Source organism: Reyranella massiliensis 521, from assembly GCF_000312425.1.
GTDB lineage: Bacteria > Pseudomonadota > Alphaproteobacteria > Reyranellales > Reyranellaceae > Reyranella > Reyranella massiliensis.
In genome coordinates, this window is the sequence record NZ_HE997181.1 from 300,577 (window position 1) to 326,034 (window position 25,458).

At 60.2% G+C, this 25,458-nt stretch carries 24 protein-coding genes; 11 read left to right on the forward strand and 13 right to left on the reverse strand.

Annotation, left to right across the window (positions count from 1 at the left end; translation table 11 throughout):
• The first annotated feature begins 861 nt into the window (after positions 1–861).
• Positions 862–2,301, forward strand: coding sequence for a DEAD/DEAH box helicase family protein (locus tag BN60_RS01545; RefSeq protein WP_215905876.1), 1,440 nt, complete (start codon positions 862–864; stop codon positions 2,299–2,301).
• Positions 2,302–2,495: 194 nt separating this feature from the next.
• Here the strand turns inward: BN60_RS01545 and BN60_RS01550 are convergent, their stop codons facing one another.
• The 3 genes from BN60_RS01550 to BN60_RS01560 form a co-directional block, all read right to left on the reverse strand.
• Positions 2,496–3,074 (reverse strand): hypothetical protein, encoded by a 579-nt coding sequence (locus tag BN60_RS01550; protein WP_020694218.1) that lies wholly within the window; start codon positions 3,072–3,074, stop codon positions 2,496–2,498.
• A gap of 93 nt (positions 3,075–3,167) precedes the next feature.
• Positions 3,168–4,505, reverse strand: a complete 1,338-nt coding sequence (locus BN60_RS01555) for a hypothetical protein (protein WP_148283301.1) — start codon at positions 4,503–4,505, stop codon at positions 3,168–3,170.
• A 70-nt stretch (positions 4,506–4,575) separates the two neighbouring features.
• Positions 4,576–6,252: a hypothetical protein gene (locus tag BN60_RS01560; RefSeq protein ID WP_020694220.1), complete on the reverse strand. Its 1,677-nt coding sequence runs from the start codon at positions 6,250–6,252 to the stop codon at positions 4,576–4,578.
• A gap of 295 nt (positions 6,253–6,547) precedes the next feature.
• Between BN60_RS01560 and BN60_RS01565 the strand changes: the two genes are divergently transcribed.
• Complete coding sequence (locus tag BN60_RS01565) at positions 6,548–7,342, forward strand: hypothetical protein (protein ID WP_148283302.1); 795 nt, start codon at positions 6,548–6,550, stop codon at positions 7,340–7,342.
• Positions 7,343–7,963: 621 nt separating this feature from the next.
• On the opposite strand, the gene BN60_RS01570 is transcribed toward BN60_RS01565, so the two are convergent.
• The 3 genes from BN60_RS01570 to BN60_RS01580 all read right to left on the reverse strand — a co-directional run bounded on the left by BN60_RS01570 (position 7,964) and on the right by BN60_RS01580 (position 9,499).
• A complete protein-coding gene (locus BN60_RS01570) occupies positions 7,964–8,431 on the reverse strand; it encodes a hypothetical protein (protein ID WP_020694222.1) in 468 nt (155 codons plus the stop codon).
• A 154-nt stretch (positions 8,432–8,585) separates the two neighbouring features.
• A complete protein-coding gene (locus BN60_RS01575) occupies positions 8,586–8,936 on the reverse strand; it encodes a hypothetical protein (protein ID WP_148283303.1) in 351 nt (116 codons plus the stop codon).
• Between the two features lie 14 nt (positions 8,937–8,950).
• Entirely contained in the window at positions 8,951–9,499 is a 549-nt protein-coding gene (locus tag BN60_RS01580) for a hypothetical protein (RefSeq protein ID WP_148283304.1), read from the reverse strand.
• An 82-nt stretch (positions 9,500–9,581) separates the two neighbouring features.
• Between BN60_RS01580 and BN60_RS31770 the strand changes: the two genes are divergently transcribed.
• Positions 9,582–9,875, forward strand: a complete 294-nt coding sequence (locus BN60_RS31770) for a helix-turn-helix domain-containing protein (RefSeq protein ID WP_083855907.1) — start codon at positions 9,582–9,584, stop codon at positions 9,873–9,875.
• Between the two features lie 394 nt (positions 9,876–10,269).
• Here the strand turns inward: BN60_RS31770 and BN60_RS29385 are convergent, their stop codons facing one another.
• The 3 genes from BN60_RS29385 to secA all read right to left on the reverse strand — a co-directional run bounded on the left by BN60_RS29385 (position 10,270) and on the right by secA (position 15,369).
• Positions 10,270–10,581, reverse strand: a complete 312-nt coding sequence (locus BN60_RS29385; protein WP_202949769.1) for an H-NS histone family protein — start codon at positions 10,579–10,581, stop codon at positions 10,270–10,272.
• Positions 10,582–10,679: 98 nt separating this feature from the next.
• Positions 10,680–12,248 carry a site-specific integrase gene (locus tag BN60_RS01585; RefSeq protein WP_020694226.1) on the reverse strand — a complete coding sequence of 523 codons (1,569 nt, stop codon included), beginning with the start codon at positions 12,246–12,248 and terminating at the stop codon, positions 10,680–10,682.
• 355 nt (positions 12,249–12,603) lie between these two features.
• Entirely contained in the window at positions 12,604–15,369 is a 2,766-nt protein-coding gene (secA, locus tag BN60_RS01590) for a preprotein translocase subunit SecA (protein WP_020694227.1), read from the reverse strand.
• A gap of 279 nt (positions 15,370–15,648) precedes the next feature.
• Here secA and BN60_RS01595 point away from each other — a divergent pair, with 279 nt between their 5' ends.
• The 3 genes from BN60_RS01595 (at position 15,649) to BN60_RS01605 (ending at position 18,374) form a co-directional block, all read left to right on the forward strand.
• Complete coding sequence (locus BN60_RS01595) at positions 15,649–16,608, forward strand: peptidylprolyl isomerase (RefSeq protein ID WP_020694228.1); 960 nt, start codon at positions 15,649–15,651, stop codon at positions 16,606–16,608.
• A gap of 78 nt (positions 16,609–16,686) precedes the next feature.
• Positions 16,687–17,925: a bifunctional glutamate N-acetyltransferase/amino-acid acetyltransferase ArgJ gene (argJ, locus tag BN60_RS01600; RefSeq protein WP_020694229.1), complete on the forward strand. Its 1,239-nt coding sequence runs from the start codon at positions 16,687–16,689 to the stop codon at positions 17,923–17,925.
• Positions 17,922–18,374, forward strand: coding sequence for a (deoxy)nucleoside triphosphate pyrophosphohydrolase (locus BN60_RS01605; protein WP_020694230.1), 453 nt, complete (start codon positions 17,922–17,924; stop codon positions 18,372–18,374). Before argJ ends, BN60_RS01605 begins: the two co-directional genes overlap by 4 nt.
• Here the strand turns inward: BN60_RS01605 and BN60_RS01610 are convergent.
• Complete coding sequence (locus tag BN60_RS01610) at positions 18,371–19,198, reverse strand: hypothetical protein (RefSeq protein WP_148283305.1); 828 nt, start codon at positions 19,196–19,198, stop codon at positions 18,371–18,373. The genes BN60_RS01605 and BN60_RS01610 overlap by 4 nt on opposite strands.
• 3 nt (positions 19,199–19,201) lie before the next feature.
• Positions 19,202–20,116, reverse strand: a complete 915-nt coding sequence (locus BN60_RS01615) for a methyltransferase domain-containing protein (RefSeq protein ID WP_020694232.1) — start codon at positions 20,114–20,116, stop codon at positions 19,202–19,204.
• 80 nt (positions 20,117–20,196) lie between these two features.
• Here BN60_RS01615 and BN60_RS01620 point away from each other — a divergent pair, with 80 nt between their 5' ends.
• The 3 genes from BN60_RS01620 to BN60_RS01630 are packed head-to-tail and all read left to right on the forward strand — an operon-like array spanning position 20,197 to position 22,133.
• Positions 20,197–20,973, forward strand: coding sequence for a ComF family protein (locus tag BN60_RS01620; RefSeq protein ID WP_043283545.1), 777 nt, complete (start codon positions 20,197–20,199; stop codon positions 20,971–20,973).
• 23 nt (positions 20,974–20,996) lie between these two features.
• The gene (grxC, locus tag BN60_RS01625) at positions 20,997–21,257 is read left to right on the forward strand and encodes a glutaredoxin 3 (protein ID WP_020694234.1); all 261 of its coding nucleotides are present in this window, start codon (positions 20,997–20,999) and stop codon (positions 21,255–21,257) included.
• Between the two features lie 9 nt (positions 21,258–21,266).
• A complete protein-coding gene (locus tag BN60_RS01630; protein WP_020694235.1) occupies positions 21,267–22,133 on the forward strand; it encodes a carbon-nitrogen hydrolase family protein in 867 nt (288 codons plus the stop codon).
• Positions 22,134–22,156: 23 nt separating this feature from the next.
• On the opposite strand, the gene BN60_RS01635 is transcribed toward BN60_RS01630, so the two are convergent.
• Positions 22,157–22,657 carry a class I SAM-dependent methyltransferase gene (locus tag BN60_RS01635; protein WP_020694236.1) on the reverse strand — a complete coding sequence of 167 codons (501 nt, stop codon included), beginning with the start codon at positions 22,655–22,657 and terminating at the stop codon, positions 22,157–22,159.
• A gap of 90 nt (positions 22,658–22,747) precedes the next feature.
• Between BN60_RS01635 and BN60_RS01640 the strand changes: the two genes are divergently transcribed.
• Positions 22,748–23,233, forward strand: a complete 486-nt coding sequence (locus BN60_RS01640; protein WP_043284524.1) for a DUF1178 family protein — start codon at positions 22,748–22,750, stop codon at positions 23,231–23,233.
• Positions 23,234–23,266: 33 nt separating this feature from the next.
• On the opposite strand, the gene ubiG is transcribed toward BN60_RS01640, so the two are convergent.
• Complete coding sequence (gene ubiG / locus BN60_RS01645; protein WP_020694238.1) at positions 23,267–24,031, reverse strand: bifunctional 2-polyprenyl-6-hydroxyphenol methylase/3-demethylubiquinol 3-O-methyltransferase UbiG; 765 nt, start codon at positions 24,029–24,031, stop codon at positions 23,267–23,269.
• Positions 24,032–24,109: 78 nt separating this feature from the next.
• Here ubiG and BN60_RS01650 point away from each other — a divergent pair, with 78 nt between their 5' ends.
• Complete coding sequence (locus BN60_RS01650; RefSeq protein WP_020694239.1) at positions 24,110–25,357, forward strand: aspartate kinase; 1,248 nt, start codon at positions 24,110–24,112, stop codon at positions 25,355–25,357.
• The last annotated feature ends 101 nt before the right edge of the window (positions 25,358–25,458 follow it).

The window sequence follows — 25,458 nt, forward strand, 5'->3', positions numbered from 1 at the left end:
GCGTTGGGGCACGCACCACTTCAACGCAGGGCGGCACTCCCTCTTTCTACGCAGTTGTTGCGTTCTGCAGCCGGTAGCAGGAACAGCGGAAATATCCCCTTGAGATCATTGGCGGATATTTGCCGTTTCCAGTGGTTCATTCCCCAATTGTCGAAGTGCCTTAATGGCTCCGTACAGTCTCTTGCAGGACGAGTTCGCTTCGGTACCTCAGTGATGAACAGGGGTAGATCTCTCCTTCTGAGGAATGCCGATTAGAACCTCGTGACGGACTAGTCGAGAAATGCGAGCAAGCGAGCATGAGCGACTATTCCGTCACCGGATGAGCGCAGCGCAGCCGCTTCATCTAGAAGGGACCTGACGGAACATGTGCCAGTGATCTGCTTCATTCTATCGACATTAGGAGAGATTGGGAGATCGCCGCCATGCAGCGATCTGTCGTGTCTGTCATCTGCTCTGCGCTAAAGCGCATCGAGATCGACAGCCCGACGTGCTTCTCATCGCGTTGCTACTGGAACCGAATCCAGTACACATCAATCAGATGTGCAGAATAATGCATAAGTGCTTTATGCATTAAAACGCACTCTCTCTATGAGACTGTACGGAACGGAAACTCACTCGTCCAAAATAATTCATCAGTAGATAGCTCTTCGCTGCGTCAGATCGGCATAAGTAAGCATATGGAGAGAGCTAACAACCCAATCAGCGAAGCGAGGAAAGAACGCAGGCGAAGCCAAAATCGCCGGAATGTAGCGCGCTATCGAGAAAGGCTTGGTGATGTGCATAGGGTGAGGTGGGCCGCATACATGCGAGACTACCGCGCCCGCAAGAAGCTCCTCCGCCAAAACAAGGAGGACAGCAATAATGACAATAGGAATGATTGATGCCGTAGCCGGCAGCGGAAAGACGACGGCAATCGTCCAAACGGCAATTGAGCGGGCAATACAAGAAAAGCGGCCGGTGAACATTAGCCTGCCGACCAAGGAAGTTATCGAAGAAAAGTATCAGGATGCGCTGAGAATCGCGGATGGCCGGATCAACGTGCGCAGGGTCCACGGAGACGTGCCTGGGTGCGAGAATGTAAGCGCCGGCCTCGACACTCTTCTGAAATCAATCGGCACCCATCGGCCTGCGCTGCTGTTCACGACACATAAGACGTTCAATGACTGCACAAACTGGATTGGCCGCAAAGACTGGACATTCTACGTCGATGAGCTGTTTGACCCGGTGCAGTGCGTGTCGCTCAAGCTGCCGCGCAACTATGCCGTCATCACCGATATCCTGGAGCTCGTTACTCCCTCCGAGATGTTCAGCGAAGTGCGTGTTGCCGGAAAGATGAGAAAGGCACTGGAGCAAATGCGCGATGGCCTGGATGACGTAGATCGCGTTGTCGGGGCGGTCACGAGCTGCCTGGCACTACCAGACAGATGGAAGGTCTATGTCGAGTGCGAGAACTACAGGACCGTTCTCAGCGGCGTTGGAAGAACGAGCCTGGTCGATGAACGGGAAAAGGCAGCCGAGCTGAGGTTCTTGCTAGTGCAGCAGCCATGGTTCGAGAGGGAGGGGCTGGATGTCACAATGGCCAGTGCATGCTTCACCGATCGCCTGCTCTATAAACTATGGATCAAGGACGGCAACGAGTTCGTACTCGATGATGCAGTGATGTCAACTCTCCAAATGCACTCGCACAACGGGACTGGCATCGAGCTCCACTGTATGAACATCAGGCATTGGAGCACCTGGGTAAAGAATGGCGGACGATCCAGCAACGCATCGGATACGCCACAGCGGGAGCTGGAGAGGCTGATCAGGGCGCAGTTTGGTGATGACCACTTCATCTTTTGCGCAAACAGCGGCTGGAAGGGCACACTTGGCCGGCACGCAAAGCAGATCAGCGTCGTCCAGCACGGGAAGAACGAGCACAGCCACTACAGCAATGTAGCGTTCATGCCGAGTTTGCTGCCCGTCCCCGCGAAGTGGCGGTTCCTGAACTGGCTAGGCTTCACGGACGACGATATTCGCGGCGAGTACTATCATAGCAATGTCTATCAATCGATGTTTCGCAGTGCCGCGCGTCAGATAGACCGTCAGGAACGGGTGCGCGCCATATTGCCGGATAGGGCGGCCTGCGAGTATGTGCAGTCCAAGGCGCCCGGATCCGAAATTATCGAACATGAAGTGCTTGCGCCACGCAGAGGGCGCGGACGACCACGCAAGTTTGCCGATGCTGCCGAGGTCAAAGCCGCTAACGCCGCGAGAATGAGAAGAAAACGTGCTCAATCCGAGGGCTCAGCAGGTGTTTAAGCATTCAATCGAGGGCGCCTAGTGTGGGGTTGGACGAACAACCTCAGTTAAGCAGGGCGCCAAAATTTGGTGCTGTGGAACCGTGGCAAAAAGTGAAGGCGGCGTGTGCGAAGGCCTGGTGCTTCAAAAACTACCCTCTGAAGAGAAGTTCGAAACCCTCCGCACACACCGCCCTCGGCTATGCTGATCTTGAGTTACTCAAGATGGGGGCGCCGCATCTTTCCCCATAGTAAAGCGCCACTCCAGTAGGCGGCAAAAGTATCGTGGACAATCTGAAGATCGGCTAACTCAAGGTGATACAGCTCCTTAAGGTAAACGCCGGCATTGTCGTCGTTGGGCTGGGCAACCCAGATGAAGGCTCCCGTATTCAGTTCGTATGTGCTACCGAACTCTGCGCGAAGCAACAAACGCCAGGGATCGCAGTCGAAGGAGAAACACACCTCGTCTTGATCCATACCACTTTCATGCATGAAAGTGCTCGATAGGCGAATGCCGGCGCCATCGACATAAGCCTTCAAGATACCCTGCAATGTCACGAGCGTACCGGAGTCGTGACCATAGAGAGACGAATCTGAGCCCAAAGCGTGCAGCACATTCATCATCTTCGAGTACCAATCCACAGAACCGCGCGGACCCACTACCTCACGAGCGGCCTCTTCTAGTTCAACCATTAGACCTTTGAAGAGTGGGTGTAGCTTTTCTTCGATGGCAGAAACGATATCTCTCTTCGTTTCGAGATAAGTGCCGATCCGATTTACCGTAATTGCAGTCATGACAATAACAACTCCAAAAAAAGCATTGAATTACTCAGAATGGTAGATAGGCCTCCGGCAGGTTGTTACTCGGCCGGAAGCCGTGCGCCGTTGTTAGTAGGCAGTCTCAAATGTTCGTTCGTCCTCATCGCCCGCGTCGTTGGCGATGTCGTAAACAAGCCCGTGCCGGAGGCGACTGAAGGTCGTTTGATGCGCCTGTAGGGTTTGCATGCTGCCCGAACCGATGACCTTCTCGATGGCTTCGACGGCTGCCCCGACAGAAGTCGCTATCGTGTGTTGGCGCGTGATCGCTTCTGCGTCAAAAACACGGTTCGCCATGGCTACGCCCCAGCATAGTGCCGCCAAATTGTGATGAGCTAAGTAGTGGTAACTTTGAACATCCCGGTAACCGCTATGTGTGGGCGGCATGGAGACACAAAAGTCGCCCATCACCATTCTGTCCCCTAATGGACTAGGCCACGGCCATCGCACGGGGGAGTTGACATACTGGACACCATTCGGTGCAGCCCGCGATGGCATCGTAATGAGGTTGTTCTTATCGAATCCTGGCAGAAAGTAGACTTGATTGAATGCCAGAAGTCGGAATGGACTGGACGTATCGAAGCTGATCCGAAGGTTCGGATTGATATGCTTGTTGATTGTCCGTTGGAGTGCGGTCAGTAGCACTGCAGTATCAAGTTCAGCTGTACCCAGCACGTGGATCCAGCTTTTGGATTGAAGCTGGCCCTCGTCAGCCATCTGCAGGATGCGCTTGCAGAAATGGTACATGCTATGGCGGAGCTTGCCAGCAAATGCCCAGCCCTCGAACTCATACTGCTTAACGGCATCGTACCACTGGTCGCTTTCAGCTGGATCATTACCCTGCAAAACATTCAGCAGCTTTACCTTTCCGGGTGATCGGTTGCGCCGAAAGAATGCTAAGTGACCGAGTGTCGTGCTGAGGCAATCTTGGAACGAGCTGAATGCGTAGTTGGGGTTCGAAAGCGGCCCCGTTGGGACGTCCAGCGTCATTGCATAGTCAGCGTGCCGCTCCATCCAACGCAGGATTGCCAAACGATCGCCATCGCCACCAATTCGAAGTCGGCCACTAGCGATTTGGTAGCCGCCAGAATCGCAGATAAGGAGTGTGTTCTTTCGATCGCGTGTCGTGATGATGCAGGGGGCCTTTTGATTAAGGGCTTGCCCAGCTGAACTCATCACATGGCTGACTCGGAACAGCCTGTTGTTGGGATCGAGAAAGTTCAAATCAGCGACGTGCAGTCCGGCCGGCAGCTTCCTTGTAAAGTTCGTTTGCGAGTGCACGTCCCGCGAATATCCTGGCGTTACAGACGGAACATAGATTGCTTGATCCTTGGGCGTTGGATCGATGGCGATGTGGTTGGGGACGATTGGGTAATGCCCGCTGGCGGGGCAGTGCATTAGCGTATCCATGATAGATGTGTCCTCAGAGAAGAGCGGGAGAAGAAAGAGAAGGGGGCACTAAGGCCCCCTTCCTTGACGCTTAGGCGGCTAGCGGGGCTACGGCAGGAGGCGTCATGGCGACTAGGCGCTTCGTCTCCAGATCGCCATTACGGTTAACGGTGGGCTGGTAGATCTTGTACGTGCCGAGGTGGTCGGACCATGACACGCGAAGCATTCCCCCGACATCTCCGGATAATTTGAACGCGGTTGCTTTCTGATCTTTGAGCTTGCGCATAAGTGTGAGAGCGTCGCGAGGTCGGAACTTCAGTGCAACGGGAGATGCGACTGTACCTGTTGTCGGAAGAGCGAGATCAGTGTCAGCTTCCATAGAGTATCGGAGCGCATCCTGAGTGAATGTCAGCGTGATCTCCTTTCTCGAATGCCGCTTGGATACGCGCGTTGTTTTCGTAGACTTGGGAGCACTCCTCTCCATTTTTTCCCACACCACCAGACGTTCGTTGAGTAGCTTTGCAATGTCCGCGGCCTTGACGTCGATCGAGAAGCTGGCGACGAAGCCGTCGGTTGTGAGCGGCTTATGGGTGTGATTGGCTATCGGTTGCCAAGTATAGGTATTGGCGTCACCTACTTCTGGCGTCGTCGTCCATGTGAGCGAACCGCGCGTTGCATCAACGTTGGCGCTGAGAGTTACTAGCGCACGGGTGCTTCGACCCCGAAGCACTTCCGCGAGCACCTTATGATCGTGTCGTTGCATGACCATGCACTGCGTTGGAGCGTCGAGCTTGATCTGAGCAGACGTAGGCTGCGCTTCGAGTACGACGCTGGCGTCAGCATGACGAGCCGATGCCCCGAGGATGACGGTGTTGCCCACCGCGGCAAGCGTGAGGACACGCTCTTCCTTGAGCGGCTTTCCAGCGGAAATGCCGTCTTCCTTGTGTCGAGTAGCCCGTCCTTCGGTGACGAGGTCAGCAAGTTCGAGCACTTGCGCAACAAAGGCCGTAGTTTCCGGCACCTTAGGCCCAAGATCTTCTTCGAACAGCCATAGCACGTGGTCCGCTCCCTCGGTGGGCAGTGGTACAGTGCTGACAACTTCGACTTTGCCATTATTGCTTCGGCCCAAGGACACGACCAGTTTGTCGGCTCCGTCAATCGCGGTTGAATAGGTGCTTACGGATGGACTACTCGTCGCAGAGGCCTTGATCTGAGTAAGTACCTTCTTGGCAAGCTCCTGATTGTCATTGGCCGCAGGCTTGGGTTGCTTACCGCGCTTCAGGGACAATACTTCCTCAAATCCGCCGGCCGCGTTGATCGCGTCGGTGATCTCGGACACCGCGTGAATCTGTCGATCCTTGAATTTCCAATCGGCCCATTCGATTACAGTTGAGTATCGCGAAACGAGCGACGCTTGTGATACTTGCTGAAAGTTAAAGACGAACTTGATCCACTTCGTGAAGCGAGCAGCGGTTTCCTTCATGTCGACACGGACCAAGCGCTCCTTGCTCTTTGCCTTGCGAAATTCTTCGTTGCGCTGATCAATCGCTAGATTCCGCTTGGCAATCTCGGCGTCGGCCCACGCTTTCGCCTTCGGCGTTGCATTCGGGCCCTGCGCGGCGCGCCAGGCCAGCAAGGCATGGGCGACGGCCTCGGCGGCTTGGCCCTTTGAAGTGTTGTGGCAGCTGATGGCTGCATCGATGTCACGCTGGATCGCGTCAGCGGTGACAGTCTGAGTAGCGCGGCTGTTTGAGTTTGGCTTAGTCATAGTCAACGTCTCCATTGCAAGTGACGGCACGGAATTGTGCCGACGGTGCGGGATTGGCCCGTTCACCCAGTCGCAAGGATACGGGGTGCTATCTGAATTGATGCCCACTGTGTTTGTAGTGAGGTATTTGGGTTAACATCCGAACATGACTAAGCTTGGATCCCGAGCGGCGCTTCTATTGAGTCAGCGTCGGCATGAACGCGCGATTGGCGCTGACTGGCGATATTCTCAGTTCTTCAATTTTCTGCAGGTCAGCCCTAGTTATCGGCTGGCCCGCCTCCTCAGGATGGGAGTGTTGAAGCGGAAATCTGTCGATCTACCGAGAGATTTCGATCTCGTGGAGCAAACGTACTCGGCGTTTGGAGATGTATCGCGGACGTACTTTTGGGAGTGGTGGATCGCCACCGCCCAGTTTCAGTTTGGGGTCAACGTGAAGTCCGAACCCAAGGTTCTCTTACGCATGGGGCGTCGAGATACGGTGGACGATGATCACTTACAAGCAGTTCAAGCGGCAGCAGCTGACTGGCTTGAAGTAGATCGGCCGGCGCAAGGCAAAGCGGCCTTTGTTATCGCGGCGTTGCCGATCGTGAATGATAAGGCAACGATGCAAAGGATGGTCCGGATGCTGTTGAAAGCGGCCTCGGAGGCATTTGAACAACCGACTGCCGTTGCGCCTTTTCGGCTCATTCGCAATAAGCTTCGTAAACAAACAGTCGACAACGCGCGGAAGATTGTGCGGGCCCGCGCCGCTTTACCGAGTGCTCGCCTCTTCGTTATCGGCAATAGAGCGAAAGTCTCGCGCGCTCATTTGGCGACTGAAGGCGTTCCGCGCTCGGCCGACCGCCACATGCGAAGACTGAATGAAATAATGACGAGTCGACAACTCCATCGTGCCTATCTTCTCGCTGAGAATGCGGCGCGAGGGAAGTTTCCATCCCTCGATCCCTTGGCCCCAGACATTCGGCGCCCGAAGTTCGACTTCAAGGTCTTGAATAGCGAGTACAAGAGCTATCTGAGATGGCTGGAGCAGCAGAAGGCCGAAACGGGCAAATTACTGCAACGTCTTCGTACGTCTGCGGCCAGGGCCTGATATTCGTTTCATAGCGGGACACCGAGAATCACGACACCGCGCCTGTCGACGACCGGGTTCGACATTAGAGAAGCTAGCAATTTCGAAGTCGGACGCGGCCGATTTAGTGGGTGAGCCGTTCATTGGGGCCAGTATTTCGATCATTTGCCGTAGCTGCGGAGATTGACCTTTCTGATTTCGGTAGGCTTCAGTGCAGATTGTCGATCTGAGCTGAGGTGAAGGGGATAGATGTTGAAGAAGTACAATACTGATTGGACAGGAATCAGGCTTACGGATCCGAAAGCAACAGTTATCGAGTGGGGGCCAGCTACGCCGGGGGCGCGGTGTATCTACGTTCCGAAAGCGACAATACGGCGGGCAGTTGTCGAGGGAGGGGTGTTCCAGCTGGACGACATTGAAAATCCAATACGCATACTGCGGGGTAAGCAGCGCGCGGTCGTCCGCTGCCTATGGTATGGGCGAAAGCCATTGGTCACATGGATGCATCTAACGCTCCTCAGCAAGTACGAAGAGCGGAAAAACTATCGGGGCAAGGTGGTGACCAATATCGCTAGGTGAACTAGGTGCCAGAGGACGCGGTGAAAGACTGATTGGGCGCTGAGGGACGCAACGGAGAGACGACTAACGCCTAATGTAGTCGTGACACCGTAAGACGCCGTCCATCACGACGCAGCGTGTCTCGACGGTTGGCAGGGAATGACCAGGAGCGGCCGGGGGCGTTGACGTTCCCGGCTCTGTCCGTTGACCCTGAAACAGCCTGACGCAGACGTTTAGATCCTTACAACGGTGGTAGTCGTCCCAGTCCTGCTTGGTCATGGTGTCGAAAGCGCCAAGATGTGCTTCCAGCTTGGCTGCTTCCGCCTTGGTGCGTCTGGCCGCGATACCCTTGTCGGGCGGCTGATCCAAGGGCCAACTGCCATCGAAGCTGATCAGCTGCAGCCATGCCAGGAAAAACATGTACATACCGAGGCTGAAGAAGGCATTGCGCCCCCAGCGCCATGCACCCGGCAGTCCGAGGACCAATCCCGTGCAACCGCCAAGAACGGTAATCCCCCCACCGGCAACCACGAGCTCCGAGACCGTGTACATGGTGGTCTAGAAGCCCAGACCGAGCAGCTTGAGAATGCCGCTGCCCGCAAACAAGACGGTCCAGAAGAGGAGTGGGTATCGCCAGTCCAACAGCTCGACGAGCAGGACTGGAATTCCAAGCAGCAGGACCGCGAAGAGCACCACCGATCGTGGCTTAGCAGGACTTCAGCTGCATGAAATGAGTCACGCCCGTGCGGTTGTTGGCGGCCGTGCCCTCCAGCGCGCTTCCTTTACGGGTCAGCGTCCAGCTGATGTTGCCGATCCGTGCACGGAAGACACCATCGGCAATGACGCCTGTGATCGGTTCGTCCAGTTGTGTCGGCAAGCCATTGTAATTGTAGTGGCCTGTGGCTGCCTGCCCGTCGACACGGTGAATGTCGAGCTTGGAAAGGGAGCCACCCGGCGCAAGGGCGCACCACGAGCCGATGAAGGGGCTTGGTGTTTGAGCAGAGGCTGAAACTATCAGCCACAGCATGATGGTTGATGTAGAAAGAGCGAGTTTCATGTCAGCCGCGCGATCTATTGAGCGGCGGCAGTGCTGACTGGATTGGGAACCTCGGCCCCATCTGCGGGGAGCGGAGTGATCAAGACCTTGAGTAGCTCAACATTCGCCCCACTGAATTGAAGAACAATTGGTCCTGCCGTCAGCTGCACATCAAAGTTGTGGCTAATGCCAGGACAGTCTTGATCCTCTCGAACTTCTTTGACGGGTTGGCGAACGTTCTCCTGGATGACATCGAATTGGGCATTGGCCGACAGAGCAACCCGATATCTTGCGGTGGGGCCGTACTCGATAGCGAGGACAGCTCCCATGCCAGCATCGTGATCGTTGGGGGATTTGTAGGGGTAAACGACGCTCTTTGCCGGCTTTAGCTTGACCGCGAAGGCTCCAAAGGACGGGAGAACCTGTCCTGTCTCGAAGGTGGGCATCGGGTCGGCAAGCAAGTCGATCTCCGTGCTCAAGGGCGTAACGGCATAACGCTGACAGGATGGTGCAGTCTGAGCGTTGATGCCTGGTGAAAAGGCCATCACAACAAGCGAAACACCAATGCCGAGTGTTGATTTCATTGGAAGTAGTGCCCCCTCGAGGATATTAATAAGAAACATATATATTCTGTAATAAAGGTGAGCAACCTGTTGCCTTCACTGGATGAAGGCGAGGAGGATTGTCGGCTGGAATTTGCGACGCTTGCGCGTTAGCAAGCTGCTGACGATTGAGGACCTTGCCGACGCAGCCGACAGCCATCCTGTTTACTTGGCACGCCTGGAACGTGGTGAGGTCAATGTGAGTGTTGACCGACTGGAACGGTTGTCTAAAGCATTGGGGATTCGATTGGCGGATTTAGTCGTAGAGCCAGCTCCAGGGGAGAAGCCACCAAGGCCACTACCGGCCGGTCGGCGACCCTCCAAAATTCGTTCAAAGAAGAAGCCCGCAGCCCGCTAGACAAGCCGGCTGGGACGGCATTGAGTTTAAGAAGGTAATAAGGGCCACGAGTGGCGCCACGCGCGATGCGCCGCCGGGCGCTCCGATTTGAAGTGATCTCGCTATTGAAGATGGCGGGTTGGTCTGTGATCGCTCTGGCCGTAGTCGGAGCCGCGATCGTTGCCGGTACTCCGTTATTGGAGTTACTGGCTTTCAACTGATCTGAACAGAGTGCCCTATGCCAGCTTCGTTCGATGCTGGACCGCTCGTCTTGAAGTGAAGCCTTGTGCGGGACGCCCGCTACGAACTAACGAGATGAAGATGTTGTCGCCGAATGAAGGTTTGATGTTGAGGAACAGGAGGGCGGCCAACTAGGTCTGACCGATCGCTCTAGCTGGATCACTCTCATTTGCATCTACTTGATCGCAAAGTGCTCAAGTCTCTTGCCACGTTTGAGCGCTGCAGTGAGCCATCTCGGCTTGTGGCCGCGACCAGCCCATGTTTCAGATCGATTTCCAGGATTACGATAGAGTGGCGGAAGCTTGCGCCCTTTGAGAGCGTGCCCGCTCTTTGAGGCTCGATTGCCGGCCTTTGCTGTTGGCACGGATTTCGCGAGCGCATCGAGAATGAGCTTGCGCTCCACGGCGCTACGCAGCGCGATCTCGGCATTGATCGATGCTCCAGTTCGGATCAACTCATCGAGTGTCATATTCTTGATCTTCTTCAACACAGCCTCACTTCAAAAGACAAAGACAATCCACGCACACGCTCTGTGCTTCGAAACGTCGTGGCAAGAATGTGCAAGCTAATTAGATTGTGATCCTGTCAGCTTTGCGCTGACTGTTTAGCCAACTCAATTGGAGGCGCAGCCGGCTTCGTCTGACGGTCGATGTGATGCTTGTTGGCGCTAAACCAGTCTAGCCAGCCAAATTTCTTGGCAGCACGCTTTACGTCGACAATATCGAGAGAAGATGCCAGTTGATCGATAGTAGCCACATCAGCCTTGGTAAAGCGTCGATAGTCTTCATCCAAGTAGTACTCGACCCAGGCTCGCCGTTCATTCGGCTGTGCAGTGCACTGACGCTGCAACTCTGACCACAGCATGAAGGACGCGACGAACAGCGCCACTTGGGAAATGCTTCTCGGTCCGAGCTTCTTCCGCTTCTTGACGGGATCTTGAGCTCGCTGGGCATCGCCCACTTCGCCGGCTAGCCTTCGCGCTCTTTCCGGACTGATGCCATGTTTGCCATAGTACTGCTCAATCATCTGAACGCTGGTGCCCATGTTCTGTGCCACTGAGTAGATGTCCGCACGCCCGAGCGATCGAACTGCGTAATAGTGACGGAGGCTGTAGAGCGTGTACTTCGCCCCTTCGTTGGTATGTGTGAGGCCCACGTATTTGAGGAACGTGTTGAACTGGTCGATGAGGGTGATGATCTTGCCGCCGTCCGGCATGACAAACAGCAAATCATTCGGCTGAACGTCACCACGTCCGGCGATCATCGACTTTAGTATTGGTCCTAATTCAATATGCGGCTGAACAGTTCGAGTTCCTGTCTTGCCGCGGACGTACAGCTGGATTGTTGCTCGGCCATCAATATCAGAGATCGCGTCTACATCTCGAATTCTAAGATTGTTCGCTTCGCCAGTACGAAGCCCGGCCATACCAAGCGCGTGGACGTAATCATGCAGGAGCTGGCGTGATGCTTTCCGATTCGGGTTATCAGTGGAGTCGACCCATCGGCGCAGTGCTGAGCGAAGTGTGCGGAACTCGTTGGCTGTAAAGTGAGGTCGAATACGCTTGGTCTTTGGCGTGAATGTGAATGTAGGAAGTGGCTTGTTTCCTAAGTAGTTCCGGTCCTTCGCGTATTTGAGGACCATCTTTATGAGCATCAGTTCCCACTGCAGCGTCTTATCCGTGGGATTGAGTTTGGCGTTCGGATGGATGTCTTTTTTCTTGTGGTAGTAGACTTTCCGCCACGGGATATAGTCGCGCAGTGCTTTGTCGTCGACCGCCTCAACGGACTTCTTGCCAGCATACTCGTGCCAAAACTTCGATACGCGCTTGATCTGTCGAACCATGAAATGGCTCGTGTGCTTAATGCTTGAGCCACGTTTCGCGGCTTTGCCAATTTTGTGGTCGTTCTCTCGATAGGTTTCGTATTCTTCGAGCACACTGCTAAGCGATCTCGATTGAACGGGGAGACCTTCTTCAAGTTTGTGCTCAGTGCGATGGAACAGTTTGGTGGCCGCCCGAGTGGCCTCGGCTTCGTTGGCTGTCTTCAAGCTTTTCCATAGATATCGTCGATTGCCGATAGCGATGCGCGCTTGCCAGATGCCGTTGCGGCGAAACAGCACCAGCTTTCCGCCTTCTAGGCGAATCTCATCGTCCATTTAGAAAGTCCCAGGTGGCAATGGCACGCCCATATCGTGGGTGGGTGTGGGGCGGCCATTGCCTTAGTGATATCCGGTGGGGTGCTACCGGATTTGCAGCTGTCCTAGGGAACGACAGCGCCATCACCCTATTGGCCAAACAAATTGCACTCCATTCCAAACGTCACCGAAATGGATGCAATCTCTGCGCATTGATAGCGCCAGCCCATCAAAAGCCGCGAAGCGAAGTATCGCGACGTTCAAAAGTTTTTGCCTAACATTTGCCTAGCAAACAAACACTTATCGCTAGTGCATAACAAGTGCCTAACAAAAATTGTTAGGTTTTAGATCGTTAAGTTATTGAAAAATAACGATCTTATACTCGTCCATGACAGTGCTTGAACTTCTTGCCCGACCCGCAAGGGCAGGCGGCATTGCGCGAGACCTTGCCCCAGGTCGAGGGATCGTTGGGGTCGGCCGGTCCCTTGGCCACCTGGCGGGGCCGCTGCAACGTCGCCACGCCGCCGCCGTCCGGATCGGCCGGGTCGTAGGCGGGGTCGTCGCTCATCGAGGACGCGAGCGCAGGGTCCTCGTGAACCTCGTGCATCTGCGTCGGCATTTCCGGCATCGGCGGCGGTTCCATGCGGATCTGCAGGGTCGCCAGCAGCGTCACCACCTGCTCGCGCAGCCCGGTCAGCAAATCTTCGAAGAGATTGAAGGCCTCCCGCTTGTACTCGTTCAGCGGATCCTTCTGGCCGTAGGCGCGGAGACCAATGCCTTGGCGCAGATGGTCGAGGTGCAGCAGGTGCTCCTTCCAGTTCTGGTCGAAGATCTGCATCAGCACGCTCTTCTCGACCTGACGCCAGACATCGGGGCCGTACTGCGCAGCCTTCTGGGCGAAGACGCGGTCGACCGCCTCGTTGAGGCGCGACTTGATCTCCTCGTCGGCGATGCCTTCTTCCTTGGCCCATTCGTCGACCGGCAGGTCGAGGCCGAAGATGCGCTTCACCTCTTCCTTGAGCTCGGGGATCTTCCACTGCTCGGCATAGACGTCTTCGGGGACGGTCCGCTTCACCACCGCGTCGACCACGTCGCGGCGCATGCCGGCGATGGTTTCCGAGACATCCTCGGTGGCCATCAGCTCGATACGCTCGCGGTAGATCTCCTGGCGCTGGGCGTTCATCACGTCGTCGAAGCGCAGCAGGTTCTTGCGGATCTCGAAGTTGCGGGCTTCGACCTTGCCCTGCGCCGTCTCGAGCGCCTTGTTGAGCCAGCGATGGGTCAGCGCCTCATCGTCGGCCATGCCCTTCTTCTGGACCCAGTCGAGCACCTTGTTGTTGCCGAAGATGCGCATCAGGTCGTCTTCCAGGGACAGGAAGAACTTCGAGGCGCCTGGATCGCCCTGGCGGCCGGAACGGCCACGGAGCTGGTTGTCGATGCGGCGGCTCTCGTGCCGCTCGGTGCCGACGACGTAGAGACCGCCGGCGGCGCGTACCAACTCGCGGTCGCGCTCGACCTGGGCTTTGAGCTCCTGGGTGATGCGTTCGAGTTCGATCTTGCGCTGCGCCTCGTCCGCGATCCTGGTCACGAGTTCGGCTTCGGCCTGGGCCACCAGCATGTCGAGGTTGCCGCCGAGCTGAATGTCGGTGCCGCGGCCGGCCATGTTGGTCGCGATGGTGACGGAGCCCGGGCGGCCTGCCTGGGCAACAATCTGGGCTTCCTGATCGTGGAAGCGGGCGTTCAGCACGTTGTGCGCGATGCCCGCCTTCTTGAGGGCGGCGGAGAGTTCCTCGGACTTCTCGATCGACACCGTGCCCACCAGCATCGGCTGCTGGCGCGCGCGGCACTCCTCGATCAGCTTCACGATGGCGCGCGTCTTGTCACCCAGGGTCCGGTAGATCTCGTCGTCGGCATCCTTGCGGGCGACCGGCACGTTGGTCGGGATCTCGACCACTTCGAGCTTGTAGATCTCGGCGAACTCGGAGGCTTCCGTCAGCGCCGTGCCGGTCATGCCGGCGAGCTTCGGGTACATGCGGAAGAGGTTCTGGAAGGTGATCGAGGCCAGCGTCTGGTTCTCGCGCTGGATCTCGACCTGTTCCTTGGCTTCGAGCGCCTGGTGCAGGCCCTCGGAGTAGCGGCGGCCGGCCATCATGCGGCCGGTGAACTCGTCGATGATGACGACCTGGCCGTCCTTGACGATGTAATCGACGTCCCGCGAGAACAGCTTGTGGGCGCGGAGTGCCTGCGTCACATGATGCAGCACCGAAACCATGTTTGGCGCGTAGAGGCTGATGCCCTCGGGCAGCAGGCCGTCGCTGCGCAGGATATCTTCGACCGCCTCGACGCCGGCATCGGTCAGCACGACGGTGCGGTTCTTCTCGTCCTTCTCGAAATGCTCGGCCTTGAGGCGCGGGATCACCGTGTCGGCACGGCGATAGAGCTCCGAGGAATCCTCGGCCGGGCCCGAGATGATCAGGGGCGTGCGCGCCTCGTCGATCAAGATCGAATCGACTTCGTCGACGATCGCGTAGTTGAAGGGCCGCTGGACCATGGCGTCCTGGCGGTACTTCATGTTGTCGCGCAGATAGTCGAAGCCGATCTCGTTGTTCGTGCCGTACGTGACGTCGCAGGCATAGGCGGCCTTGCGTTGCTCGTCGTCCAGTTCGTGCACGATCACGCCGACGGTCAGGCCGAGGAAACGGTAGACCCGGCCCATCCACTCGGAGTCGCGGCGGGCGAGGTAGTCGTTCACGGTCACGACATGCACGCCCTTGCCTTCGAGGGCGTTGAGGTAGACCGGCAGGGTTGCCACCAGCGTCTTACCTTCGCCGGTCTTCATCTCGGCGATCTTGCCGCCGTGCAGGACCATGCCGCCCTTGAGCTGGACGTCGAAGTGGCGTTGGCCGAGCGTCCGCTTGGCCGCCTCGCGTACGGTGGCGAAGGCTTCGACGAGGATGTCGTCGAGCGTTTCGCCCTTGGCGAGGCGTTCGCGGAACTCGACGGTCTTGGCGCGCAAGGCGTCGTCGGAAAGCTTGGAGAACTCCGGTTCAAGCGCGTTGATTTTCGCCACAGGCTTGTCGAAGCCTTTGACGATGCGGTCATTGGCTGTCCCGAAGAGGCTCCGGGCGAGCGCCCCCAGCATGAAAACCTCGATATTCTAATGACTTAGGCGGGCCTGCGGCCCGCCATCCCAACCAGAGATAGAGAGCGGCCCGGGGAGTGTCAACGTAAGGTGCCGTGACACCGCTCGCCGTAGCAAGGACTGGACCGCCATCGCCCTGCCGTCGACGCCATGCTCACGAAAAAGTGCCGCAATTCACCGCCATCAGCCATGACAACGGGGAGGCGGCGCTTGCTTGGTCCGACAGGGCCTGTGTAAACGGTTTGCGCCTTCCGCCACGAGTTGTCTTCGGAGCCTGCCATGAGCCATCGTTTGCGCCCCCTGCGCCTCTTCCTCCTGAGCGGCGCGGCCGCCGCAATCGCAGGCTCGGCTTTCGCCCAGCAGCCTGCCAAGCCGCCGGCAAAGGCGCCAGCGCAGGCCCAGCCGCTCAAGGATCCGATCGTCGCCACGGTCAACGGTCAGCCCGTTCGCCTTTCCGACCTCGAAGTCGCCCAGCAGTCGCTGCCGCAGCAGTATCGCAGCATGCCCCTGCAGGCGGTGTTCCCGGCGCTGCTGGAGCGCATCATCGACAGCAAGCTGGTCGTCCAGGAAGGCAAGAAGAGCAAGGCCAACGAGGATCCGGCGTTCAAGAAGCGCATGGCCTTCGTCGAGGAGCAGGTGCTGCAGGATTTCTGGATCCAGCGCGAGATCGCCAAGATGGTGACGGCCGAGAAGATCCAGCAGCGCTACCAGGAGCGGCTGAAGTCGCTGCCGGCCGAGGAGGAGGTGCACGCGCGCCACATCCTGGTGTCGACCGAGGACGAGGCAAAGGCGCTGATCGCCGAACTGAAGAAGGGGGCGGCCTTCGACAAACTCGCCAAGGAGAAGTCGACCGACAAGGCTTCGGGCGCCGAAGGCGGCGATCTCGGCTGGTTCAAGAAGTCGGACATGGTGAAGGAATTCGCCGACGCGGCTTTTGGTCTCAAGAAGGGCGAGCTCAGCGAAACGCCGATCAAGACGCAGTTCGGCTTCCACATCATCCAGATCGACGATCGCCGTACGGCGCCGCCGCCGGCACTCGAGGAGCTTTCCGACCAGATCCGCGAGGAGTTGGCGCGCGAGGCCGTCACGGCCCAGCTCGACAAGCTGCGGGCCGGCGCCAAGATCGAGAAATTCAACATGGACGGCAGCAAGGCCGAGGCGGCTCCCGCCGCCCCCGCCAAGCCCGCCGCGCCGGCAGCAACCCCTGCCAAGCCGGCGGCTCCGGCGGCCCCCAAGTAAACCTCACGTTTTCGGGCGTTTCTGGTGTAGGCTCCGCCGTCCGGCGGCCGCCCCTGCGGCCGTCACAAGGGGAGTTCCATGGCTGCCACGCACGCCCAATCACCGCTTGCGCCGAAGACGACGCCAACCTTGCCGCGCATTGCGGGTGTGAAGCTCGGCGCGGCAAGTTCGGGGGTGCGCTACAAGGACCGCGATGACGTCATGCTGGCGGTGGTGCCGGCGGGCGCCACGATCGCGGGCGTCCTGACCAAATCCAAGACCTGCTCGGCCCCGGTCGACTGGTGCCGCAAGAACCTGGCGCGCGGCAAGGTGCGCGCCATCGTCGTCAATGCCGGCAATGCCAATGCCTTCACCGGCAAGGCCGGCGACAAGGCCGTCGAAGAGAGCACCCGCGCCATCGCCCAGGCGCTGGGCTGTCCGCGGAACGAGGTCTTCATGGCCTCGACCGGCGTGATCGGGCAGCCGCTCGACTGGGAAAAGATTGCCGCCGTCGTACCGGCGCTCGTCAAGTCGGGCCGCGAGGATGGCTGGGCGGCCGCCGCAGCCGCCATCATGACCACCGACACTTTCCCCAAGCTCGCGACGCGCCAGGCCAAGATCGGCGAGCGGACCGTGACCATCAACGGCTTCCTGAAGGGCTCGGGCATGATCGCGCCCGACATGGCCACGATGCTTGGTTTCGCCTTTACCGACGCCAAGATTCCCGGCCCCGTGCTGCAGAAGCTGCTGGCCGATGCGACCGACAAATCCCTGAACTGCGTGACCGTCGATGGCGACACCTCGACCAGCGATACACTCCTGCTGGTGGCAACGGGGGCGGCCCGCCATGCGCCGATCGAGGAGGCCGACGATCCGGTCCTGGTCGATTTCAAGCGTGCGCTCGACGAGGTGATGATCGAGCTGGCGCAGCTTCTGGCGCGCGACGGCGAGGGTGCCACAAAGTTCGTGACCATCAATGTCGGCGGTGCCTCCTCGAACGGTGCCGCGCGCAAGATCGGGCTGGCCGTAGCCAACTCGCCGCTGGTCAAGACCGCGATCGCCGGCGAGGACGCCAACTGGGGCCGCATCGTCATGGCGGTCGGCAAGTCGGGCGAGCGGGCTGATCGCGACAAGCTGCGGATTTCGATCGGGGGCGTCCGTATCACCGACGGCGGCCAAGTCGTGCCGAACTACGACGAAGAGCCGGTCGTCCGGCATATCAAGGGCCAGGACGTGGTGATCGACATCGACCTCGGCATCGGTCGCGGCCGGGCCACCGTCTGGACCTGCGATCTGACGCACGGCTACATCGATATCAACGGCAGTTACCGCTCTTGAGCCAGACGTTCGACGAGGACTGCCCCGGCGGTACCCCGCCGCTGGGCGACCGGCCGCTTGTGCTGGTGGCGGCGGTTGCGCTGGTCGACGTCGACAGCCGGGTGCTGATTGCTCAGCGGCCGCCTGGCAAGTCGATGGCCGGCCTTTGGGAGTTTCCGGGCGGCAAGGTCGATCCGGGCGAGACGCCCGAGCAGGCGCTGGTGCGGGAACTGCACGAGGAACTCGGCATCGAGACCGCGACAAGCTGCCTCGCACCCATCGCCTTCGCCAGCCATGGCTATGAGAAGTTCCACCTGCTGATGCCGGTCTTTGCCTGCCGCAAGTGGAGCGGCACGCCCAGGCCACGCGAGGGCCAGGTTTTGAAGTGGGTGCCGCCGGTCGAACTCGCGCGCTATCCCATGCCCCCGGCCGACCTGCCTCTGGTCGGCCTGTTGCGCGACCTTCTCTAGCCGCGCTCCGAGACGGTCGACGGCAGGCTCACCCCTTCGCGCCAGCCGGTCAGGCTGCGGAAGATGATGGCTTGGGCCGTCGCCAGCACGCCGTTGCCGGCATACGAGACCAGAAGCGCAAAGGTCCAGGTCACGACATAGGAGGCGAAGTCGGCTCCCAGCACGCCGCGCATGAAGCCCAGCAGCAGGAGGACCGAGGCCGCCGTCACCATGGTGCCGGCAAAGGAAATCAAGAACAACGAACCGACGATGACCCAGCCATTGCCGCGGCTGAGCGCCCAGGACTGAACGGGCGAACCCTGCTCGTCGACCGAGGTCGCTGCGAGACCGAAGCTGACGCGCAGGGCAATCAAGGCCGACACGATGAAGGCCGAAGCCAGCGGCGCCAGCAGCGTCTGCTTGGCCGCGGCCTCGGGATCGGGCGGCACACCGGCGGTAAAAGCCGCAGGGTCGATCTCGCCCATCGTCAGGATGAAGGCGCAGAGCAGCAGGAAGGTGACGCCGGCGATCTTGACCAGGTGAACGAGGAAGGCCGTCTCGCGCGCCGACCAGCCGAGCCCCGGCAGCCGGTCCAGCCGATGCGGGCCGAGCAGCACTACTCGCTGCCAGGCGACCATGAACATGACCATCGGCACGACGTCGATCAGCTTTTCGGCCAGCACGGGGATCAGCGATTCGCGCGGCATCTGCGAGCCGATGAGGCGGATCACCAGGGACAGAATCCAGGGAATCGTCACGATATGAAAGAAGAGGCGGATGTTGCCGAAGAAGAAACCGAAGCTCTCGGTGAGCACTTCGCTGAACCGCAATTTCACAGATGGCACGATCTAGCTCCGCTCCACTTTCTCGCCGGCGCTTTGTTCGGGGGCGCCCAGGGCGTCGGCCAGGCGCTGCGCGGCGCTTCCCGGCTTGAGCGGCTTGGGCTGGGAGGCATGCGGCGCCCAGCCATGCAGGAAGAGCACCTCGAAGCTTGCCGTGACCCGGCCCGACGGGCGGGCGAAGCGCTCGCCGTAGAGTTCGGCTGCCCGCAGAAGCGTGGCGCGCCGCGTGATCTGACGACGGCGCTCGACCACGAGGTTGCTCTCGCCCATGGAACTGAGGTCGCGCATCAGTGCCAGCGCATTCTCGTAGTCGACATCGATCGTCTCGCTGTCGGCGACCGGCAGGGCGAAGCCCGCACGCTGCAGGAGGCCCGCTGCGTCGCGCAGATCGGCGAAGGGGGAGATGCGTGGGCTGAGCCCGCCGTCGATTTCGCTCTCTGCCGCGGCAAAGGCCTGGCGCAACTGCCAGAGCGTTCCTCCCCCGAGCAGGGCGCCAAGGAAGAGCCCGTCGGGTTTCAGGATGCGGCCGATCTGGATCAGCGTGCCGGGCAGGTCGTTCACCCAATGCAGGCTCATCGCACTCAAGACGAGATCGAATTTGGCGGCGGCAAAGGGAAGATGTTCCTCGTCCGCGACGACGGCCGATCCGCCCGCGCAACGAGCAAAGCGCTCGGCAAGATCGCTGCGGATCAAATCGCCGACGCTGCGCCGGTCGCGGAGCGCGATTGCGATCTCGTCGCCGTGGCTGCCGAGGTCGAGCGCGAGCGCGAAGTGGCGGCGGACATCGTCCAGCCGCTCGACCAGCCGTCCGGCAATCTCGCGTTTGAGGAAGGCGTGACTCTCCCAGTCCCGCGCAGCGCGCTCGCGCCGACGGCGCAGGGTCGCGCGGTCGAAAACCAGCAGGGGATCAGGGCTCGTCACAGGGGGTATGTAAGGCGAAAGAGCGACGGCGGGTAGGGGACGCCATCCTGTCGGCGTATTTGCACGGCCCAATCGGTTCGATGTTTACACGCCTGCCTCTTGGGCTCGGCCAAGCCTGCACGCGGGCGGGGCGGACGGCATTGGACGCCGTCCTGCCGCCGCTTTGCCTCGGATGCAACGAGATCGTCGGCGAGCCTGGAGGGCTGTGTGCCGCGTGTTGGCAGGATTTCAGCTTCGTGTCGGCGCCGCATTGCGCCTGTTGCGGCACACCGTTCGAGGAGGACCTGGGAGCGGAAGCTCTCTGCGCCGGCTGCATGGCTCGACGGCCGCACTACAATCGTGCGCGCGCCGCACTGATCTACGACGATCAGAGTCGACGCCTGATCCTGCCCTTCAAGCACGGTGACCGCACCGATATCGCGCGGGCCTGCGGCGGCTGGATGGCGCGAGCAGGCGCCGAACTTCTGGCGTCGGCTGATCTCGTCGCGCCGGTGCCGCTTCATTGGCGGCGTCTCTTCATGCGTCGCTACAACCAGGCAGCCTTGCTGGCGCGCGTTCTCGTGCGGCAGCTCGTTCCTCCCCACAAGGTGCGCTTGGCGCCGGATCTGCTTCGTCGTCATCGCTGGACAGGTTCGCAGACCGGCCTGCGCGCCCGGGAGCGTCGGCGCAATGTTCGCGAGGCGTTCGATGTCCATCCGCATTGGCGATCTGAAGTGACCGGCAAGCGCATTCTGCTGGTCGACGATGTGCTCACCACCGGGGCGACGGTCGAAGCTTGCAGCCGCGTATTGGAACGCGCCGGGGCGGATTGCGTCGATGTCCTGACGCTGGCGCGGGTCATCCGGCCGGCTGTATAGTTTCGGAAAGAGGTTCACCCACCATGGCCAAGATCGAAATCTACACCACGCCGTTCTGCGGTTACTGCGCTCGGGCAAAAGGTCTGCTCGACAGGAAGGGCGCTGCCTATGAGGAAATGGACGTGATGATGGACGACAAGAAGCGCAGCGAGATGCGTGAACGGTCCCGGCGCACGACGGTGCCGCAGATCTTCATCAACGGCGAGCATGTCGGCGGTTCCGACGAACTTGCTGCTCTCGAAAGCGCGGGCAAGCTCGACGCGCTGCTCGCCCAGCCGGGCTGAGCCGCGGCGATGTCGTCCTTCAAGGCCGGTCTCGTCCAGACCAACGTCAGTAACGAAGTGTTGGAGAACGTGGCGTTCGTGCGCGAGCAGGCAAAGCTCGCCCGCGATGCCGGCGCCGACTTCATCATGACGCCCGAGAACACCGGCTTGATCGGGGCGAATCGCACCGAGACCCTGGCCAAGGCGCAGACCGAAGAAGAGCACGCGATGCTCGCGGCCTGCCGGGCCAGCGCCCGCGACATCGGCGCGTGGTTCCTGCTGGGATCCATCCATGTACGTGTTCCGGGCGAAGAGCAGATCCGCAATCGCTCCTACCTGATCGACCCGACAGGCGGCATCATCGCGAGCTACGACAAGATCCACATGTTCGACGTCCAGCTCGCGGGCGGCGAGAGCTATCGCGAGTCCTCGACGTTCAGGCCGGGCGAGAGGGCGGTGCTGGCCGAGACGCCGTGGGGCGTGCTGGGCATGACCATCTGCTACGATCTGCGCTTCCCCTACCTCTATCGCGATCTCGCCCATGCCGGGGCGACGATGCTGTCGATTCCGTCTTCGTTCACCGTGCCGACCGGACAGGCGCACTGGCATACGCTGATGCGGGCGCGGGCTATCGAGACCGGGTGCTTCGTCTTCGCGCCGGCGCAGGTCGGCACGCACAAGGGCTCGAACCGCAAGACCTACGGCCACTCGATCGTCGTGGCGCCGTGGGGCGAGGTGCTGGCCGATGCCGGTGGCGAGAAGGCCGGCTTCGTCGTGGCCGACATCGATGCGGCCAAGATCGGCGAGGCCCGCAAGATGGTGCCGTCGCTGACGCACGACCGGGAATATACGGCACCGGCCCTGCACAAGGCGGCAGCGGCGAAGGCGGCGGAATAGGCGGCGGGACGGGACTGTCGGCCCTAAGATGTCTTTCGGGCCGCGATTCGCTGCACCATCGCCATCCTGGGTTCGCTGATCATCCGCGCTTCGTAGGCGGTTACCGAGAAACGACCGCGCACCAGGTCGAGCAGTTCGCCATCCTTCAGCAGGAATTCGGGCCGGCTCGGTTTGCCGAAGCGCTCGTTGCCGACCATGAAAGTCTCGTAGAGCAGGATGCCGCCCGGCTGTAGCGCCTCGAAAAGGACGGGAAACAAGGGCCGGTGCAAGTAGTTGGTCACGACGACGGCGCCGAAACGGCGGTCGCTGAGCGGCCAGGGCGAACCGTCTTCGAGATCGGCGGCGATGACTTCGATGCCGTCGGCGGCGGCAAGTTCGCTCACGTCGCGGTCGATCGCCGTCACGCGATGGCCGCGGGCGGCGAAGTATCGACTATGCCGGCCCTTGCCGGCCGCGATGTCGAGGACGGTGGCGTCCGCCGGCAGCAGGCCGGCCCAGGTGACGATCCAGGGAGAGGCGGTCATTCCGTATGTGTCTTGGTGCGAAAGGGGCGAATGGGGCGCGACAATCGGGCCTTGCGTCTGGCGCGACAAGCCACCATTTTCGACGGCGTTATGATTCTATATCGCCTGCGTTGCGCCAAGGGCCACGAATTCGACAGCTGGTTCAAGGACAGCAAGACTTACGAGCGCCAGGAAAAGAAGTCGCTGATCGGCTGCGCCGTCTGCGGTTCGTCCAAGGTGGAGCGCGCCATCATGGCGCCCCGCATCGGCAAGAAGGGCAGCGACGAGGCGCCGATCGAGGTTGCCGAGGCTCCCGTGGCGGCGCCCGCAGCCCCGTCGGCAGAGCAGCAGCAGATGGCGGCCCTTGCCAGGCACATGCCGAAGGAGCTGCGCGAGGCGCTGCTCAAGGTCCGCGCCGAAGTCGAGAAGAACTGCGAGCATGTCGGCGACAAGTTTGCCGAGGAGGCACGCAAGATCCATTACGGCGAGAGCGACAGGCGCGGCATCTACGGCGAGACGAGCGACGAGGAAGCCGAGGCGCTTGCCGAAGAGGGTATCGAGTTCGGTCGCCTGCCCTGGATCCCGCGCGGCAACTGACGCAATCGGTATCCGCCGTGTCGGCGCCGGCCGTTAGGCCGCGCGCCTGATTCCGTAGAGCATGTAGTTCACATCCAGGTCGTTCTTGTTCAGCGACCAGAGGCGGCTGAGCGGACTGTAGACGACCCCAACGATTTCCTGCGCGTCGATGCCGCCGTCTCGCAGACCGTGCACGGCTTCCGAAGGTTTCAGAAACTTCTTCCAGTCGTGGGTGCCGCGCGGCAGCCAGCCCAGCACGTATTCGGCGCCGGCGATGGCCATCGCCCAGGCCTTGGCCGTGCGATTGAGCGTCGAGAGGAACAGCAGGCCTCCCGGCTTCACCATGTTCCCGCAGGAACGCAGGAAAAGATCGACATCCGAGACATGCTCGACGATCTCGAGCGCCATCACGATGTCGAACTGCGCACCGCTGCCGGCCAGTGCTTCGGCGGTACCCTGGCGGTAGTCGATCGAAAGACCCTGGCGTTCGGCATGGAGGGCGGCGACTGTAATGTTGCGTGCGGAGGCATCGACGCCGGTCACCCTTGCGCCCAGCCGGGTCATCGGTTCGCTCAGCAAGCCACCGCCGCAGCCGATATCGAGCAGCGACAGACCGTCGAGCGGTCGGCCCGACAGGGCATCGCGCTGCCAGTGGGCGGCAGCGCGGTCGCGGATATAGCCGATCCGCACCGGATTGAGCCGGTGGAGCGGGGCAAACTTGCCCCTGGGATCCCACCACTCGTCGGCAATACGCGAAAAGCGTTCGACCTCGGCAGGATCGACCGTTCCGGCAGCGGGGATATGCGCGCTTTCGACCATGGCTACCCTTGACCCATATGGCGCCGGCGGTGTCTATAGCCCGCTTTCCAGGCGGGGGCTTCCCCTTCGAGTAGGGCTATGGCGCGCATTGTTCTAAAATTCGGCGGTACTTCGGTCGGCGACACGGATCGTATCAAGAATGTTGCGCGTAAAGTAAAAGCCGAAGTCGCGCGGGGCAACGAGGTCGCGGTGGTGGTTTCGGCCATGTCGGGTGCCACGAACCAATTGATCAAGTGGGTCAACGAGATCACGCCTTTGCATGATCCGCGCGAGTATGACGTTGTCGTCGCGACGGGCGAGCAGGTGACGATCGGCCTCCTGGCGATGGCGCTCCAGCAGGAAGGCGTGAATTCGCGCTCCTGGGTTTCCTGGCAGCTTCCGATCAAGACCGATTCTGCCCATTCCAAGGCCCGGGTGATCGAGATCGATACGACCGAGATGGACAAGACCATGTCGGCGGGCGAGGTCCCGATCGTGCCGGGCTTTCAGGGCGTGTCGCCCGAGGGCCGCATCACGACCCTGGGCCGCGGCGGCTCGGATACGTCGGCGGTGGCGCTGGCGGCGGCCCTGAAGGCCGATCGTTGCGACATCTATACCGACGTCGATGGCGTCTACACGACCGATCCCCGGATTGTGGAAAAGGCCCAGAAGATCGACCGGGTGACCTACGAAGAGATGCTGGAAATGGCGTCGCTGGGCTCGAAGGTGCTGCAGACGCGCTCCGTCGAGCTAGCGATGAATCATCATGTGCGGGTGCAGGTGCTGTCGTCGTTCGACGAGGCGCTCGGCAGCGACCTCCCCGGAACGCTGGTTGTGGACGAGGAAGAAATCATGGCCCAGGGGCTCGAGAAGTCTGTCGTGAGCGGCATCGCCTTCGCCAGGGATGAAGCCAAGATCACGGTGACCCAAGTGTCGGACCGGCCAGGCGTGGCGGCGGCGATCTTCGGCCCTCTGGCCGAGGCAAACATCAACGTCGATATGATCGTGCAGAACGTTTCGCTCGACGGCAGCTCGACCGACATCACCTTCACGGTGCCCAAGGCCGATCTTGCTCGCGCGGTGCAGCGACTTGAGCAGGCCAAGGCCGAACTCCACTTTTCCGAGATCAAGTCGGACATCAACGTGTCCAAGGTGTCGGTGATCGGCGTCGGCATGCGCAGCCATGCCGGTGTCGCGCTCAAGATGTTCGAAACCCTTGCGGCCAAGGGGATTAACATCCAGGTGATCTCCACCTCGGAGATCAAGATCAGCGTTCTCGTGGCCGCCGAGTATACGGAGCTTGCCGTCCGCGCCCTTCACACGGCCTATGAGCTGGACGCGGCCTGATCGCAAATCCCACGTTCTCTATGCGAATTAGCCGGTAGGCAGTTCGGCGCGGGTCTTGCTATAAGCGGGCTATGCGCGCCGAGCTCCCTATGGCTTGCCAA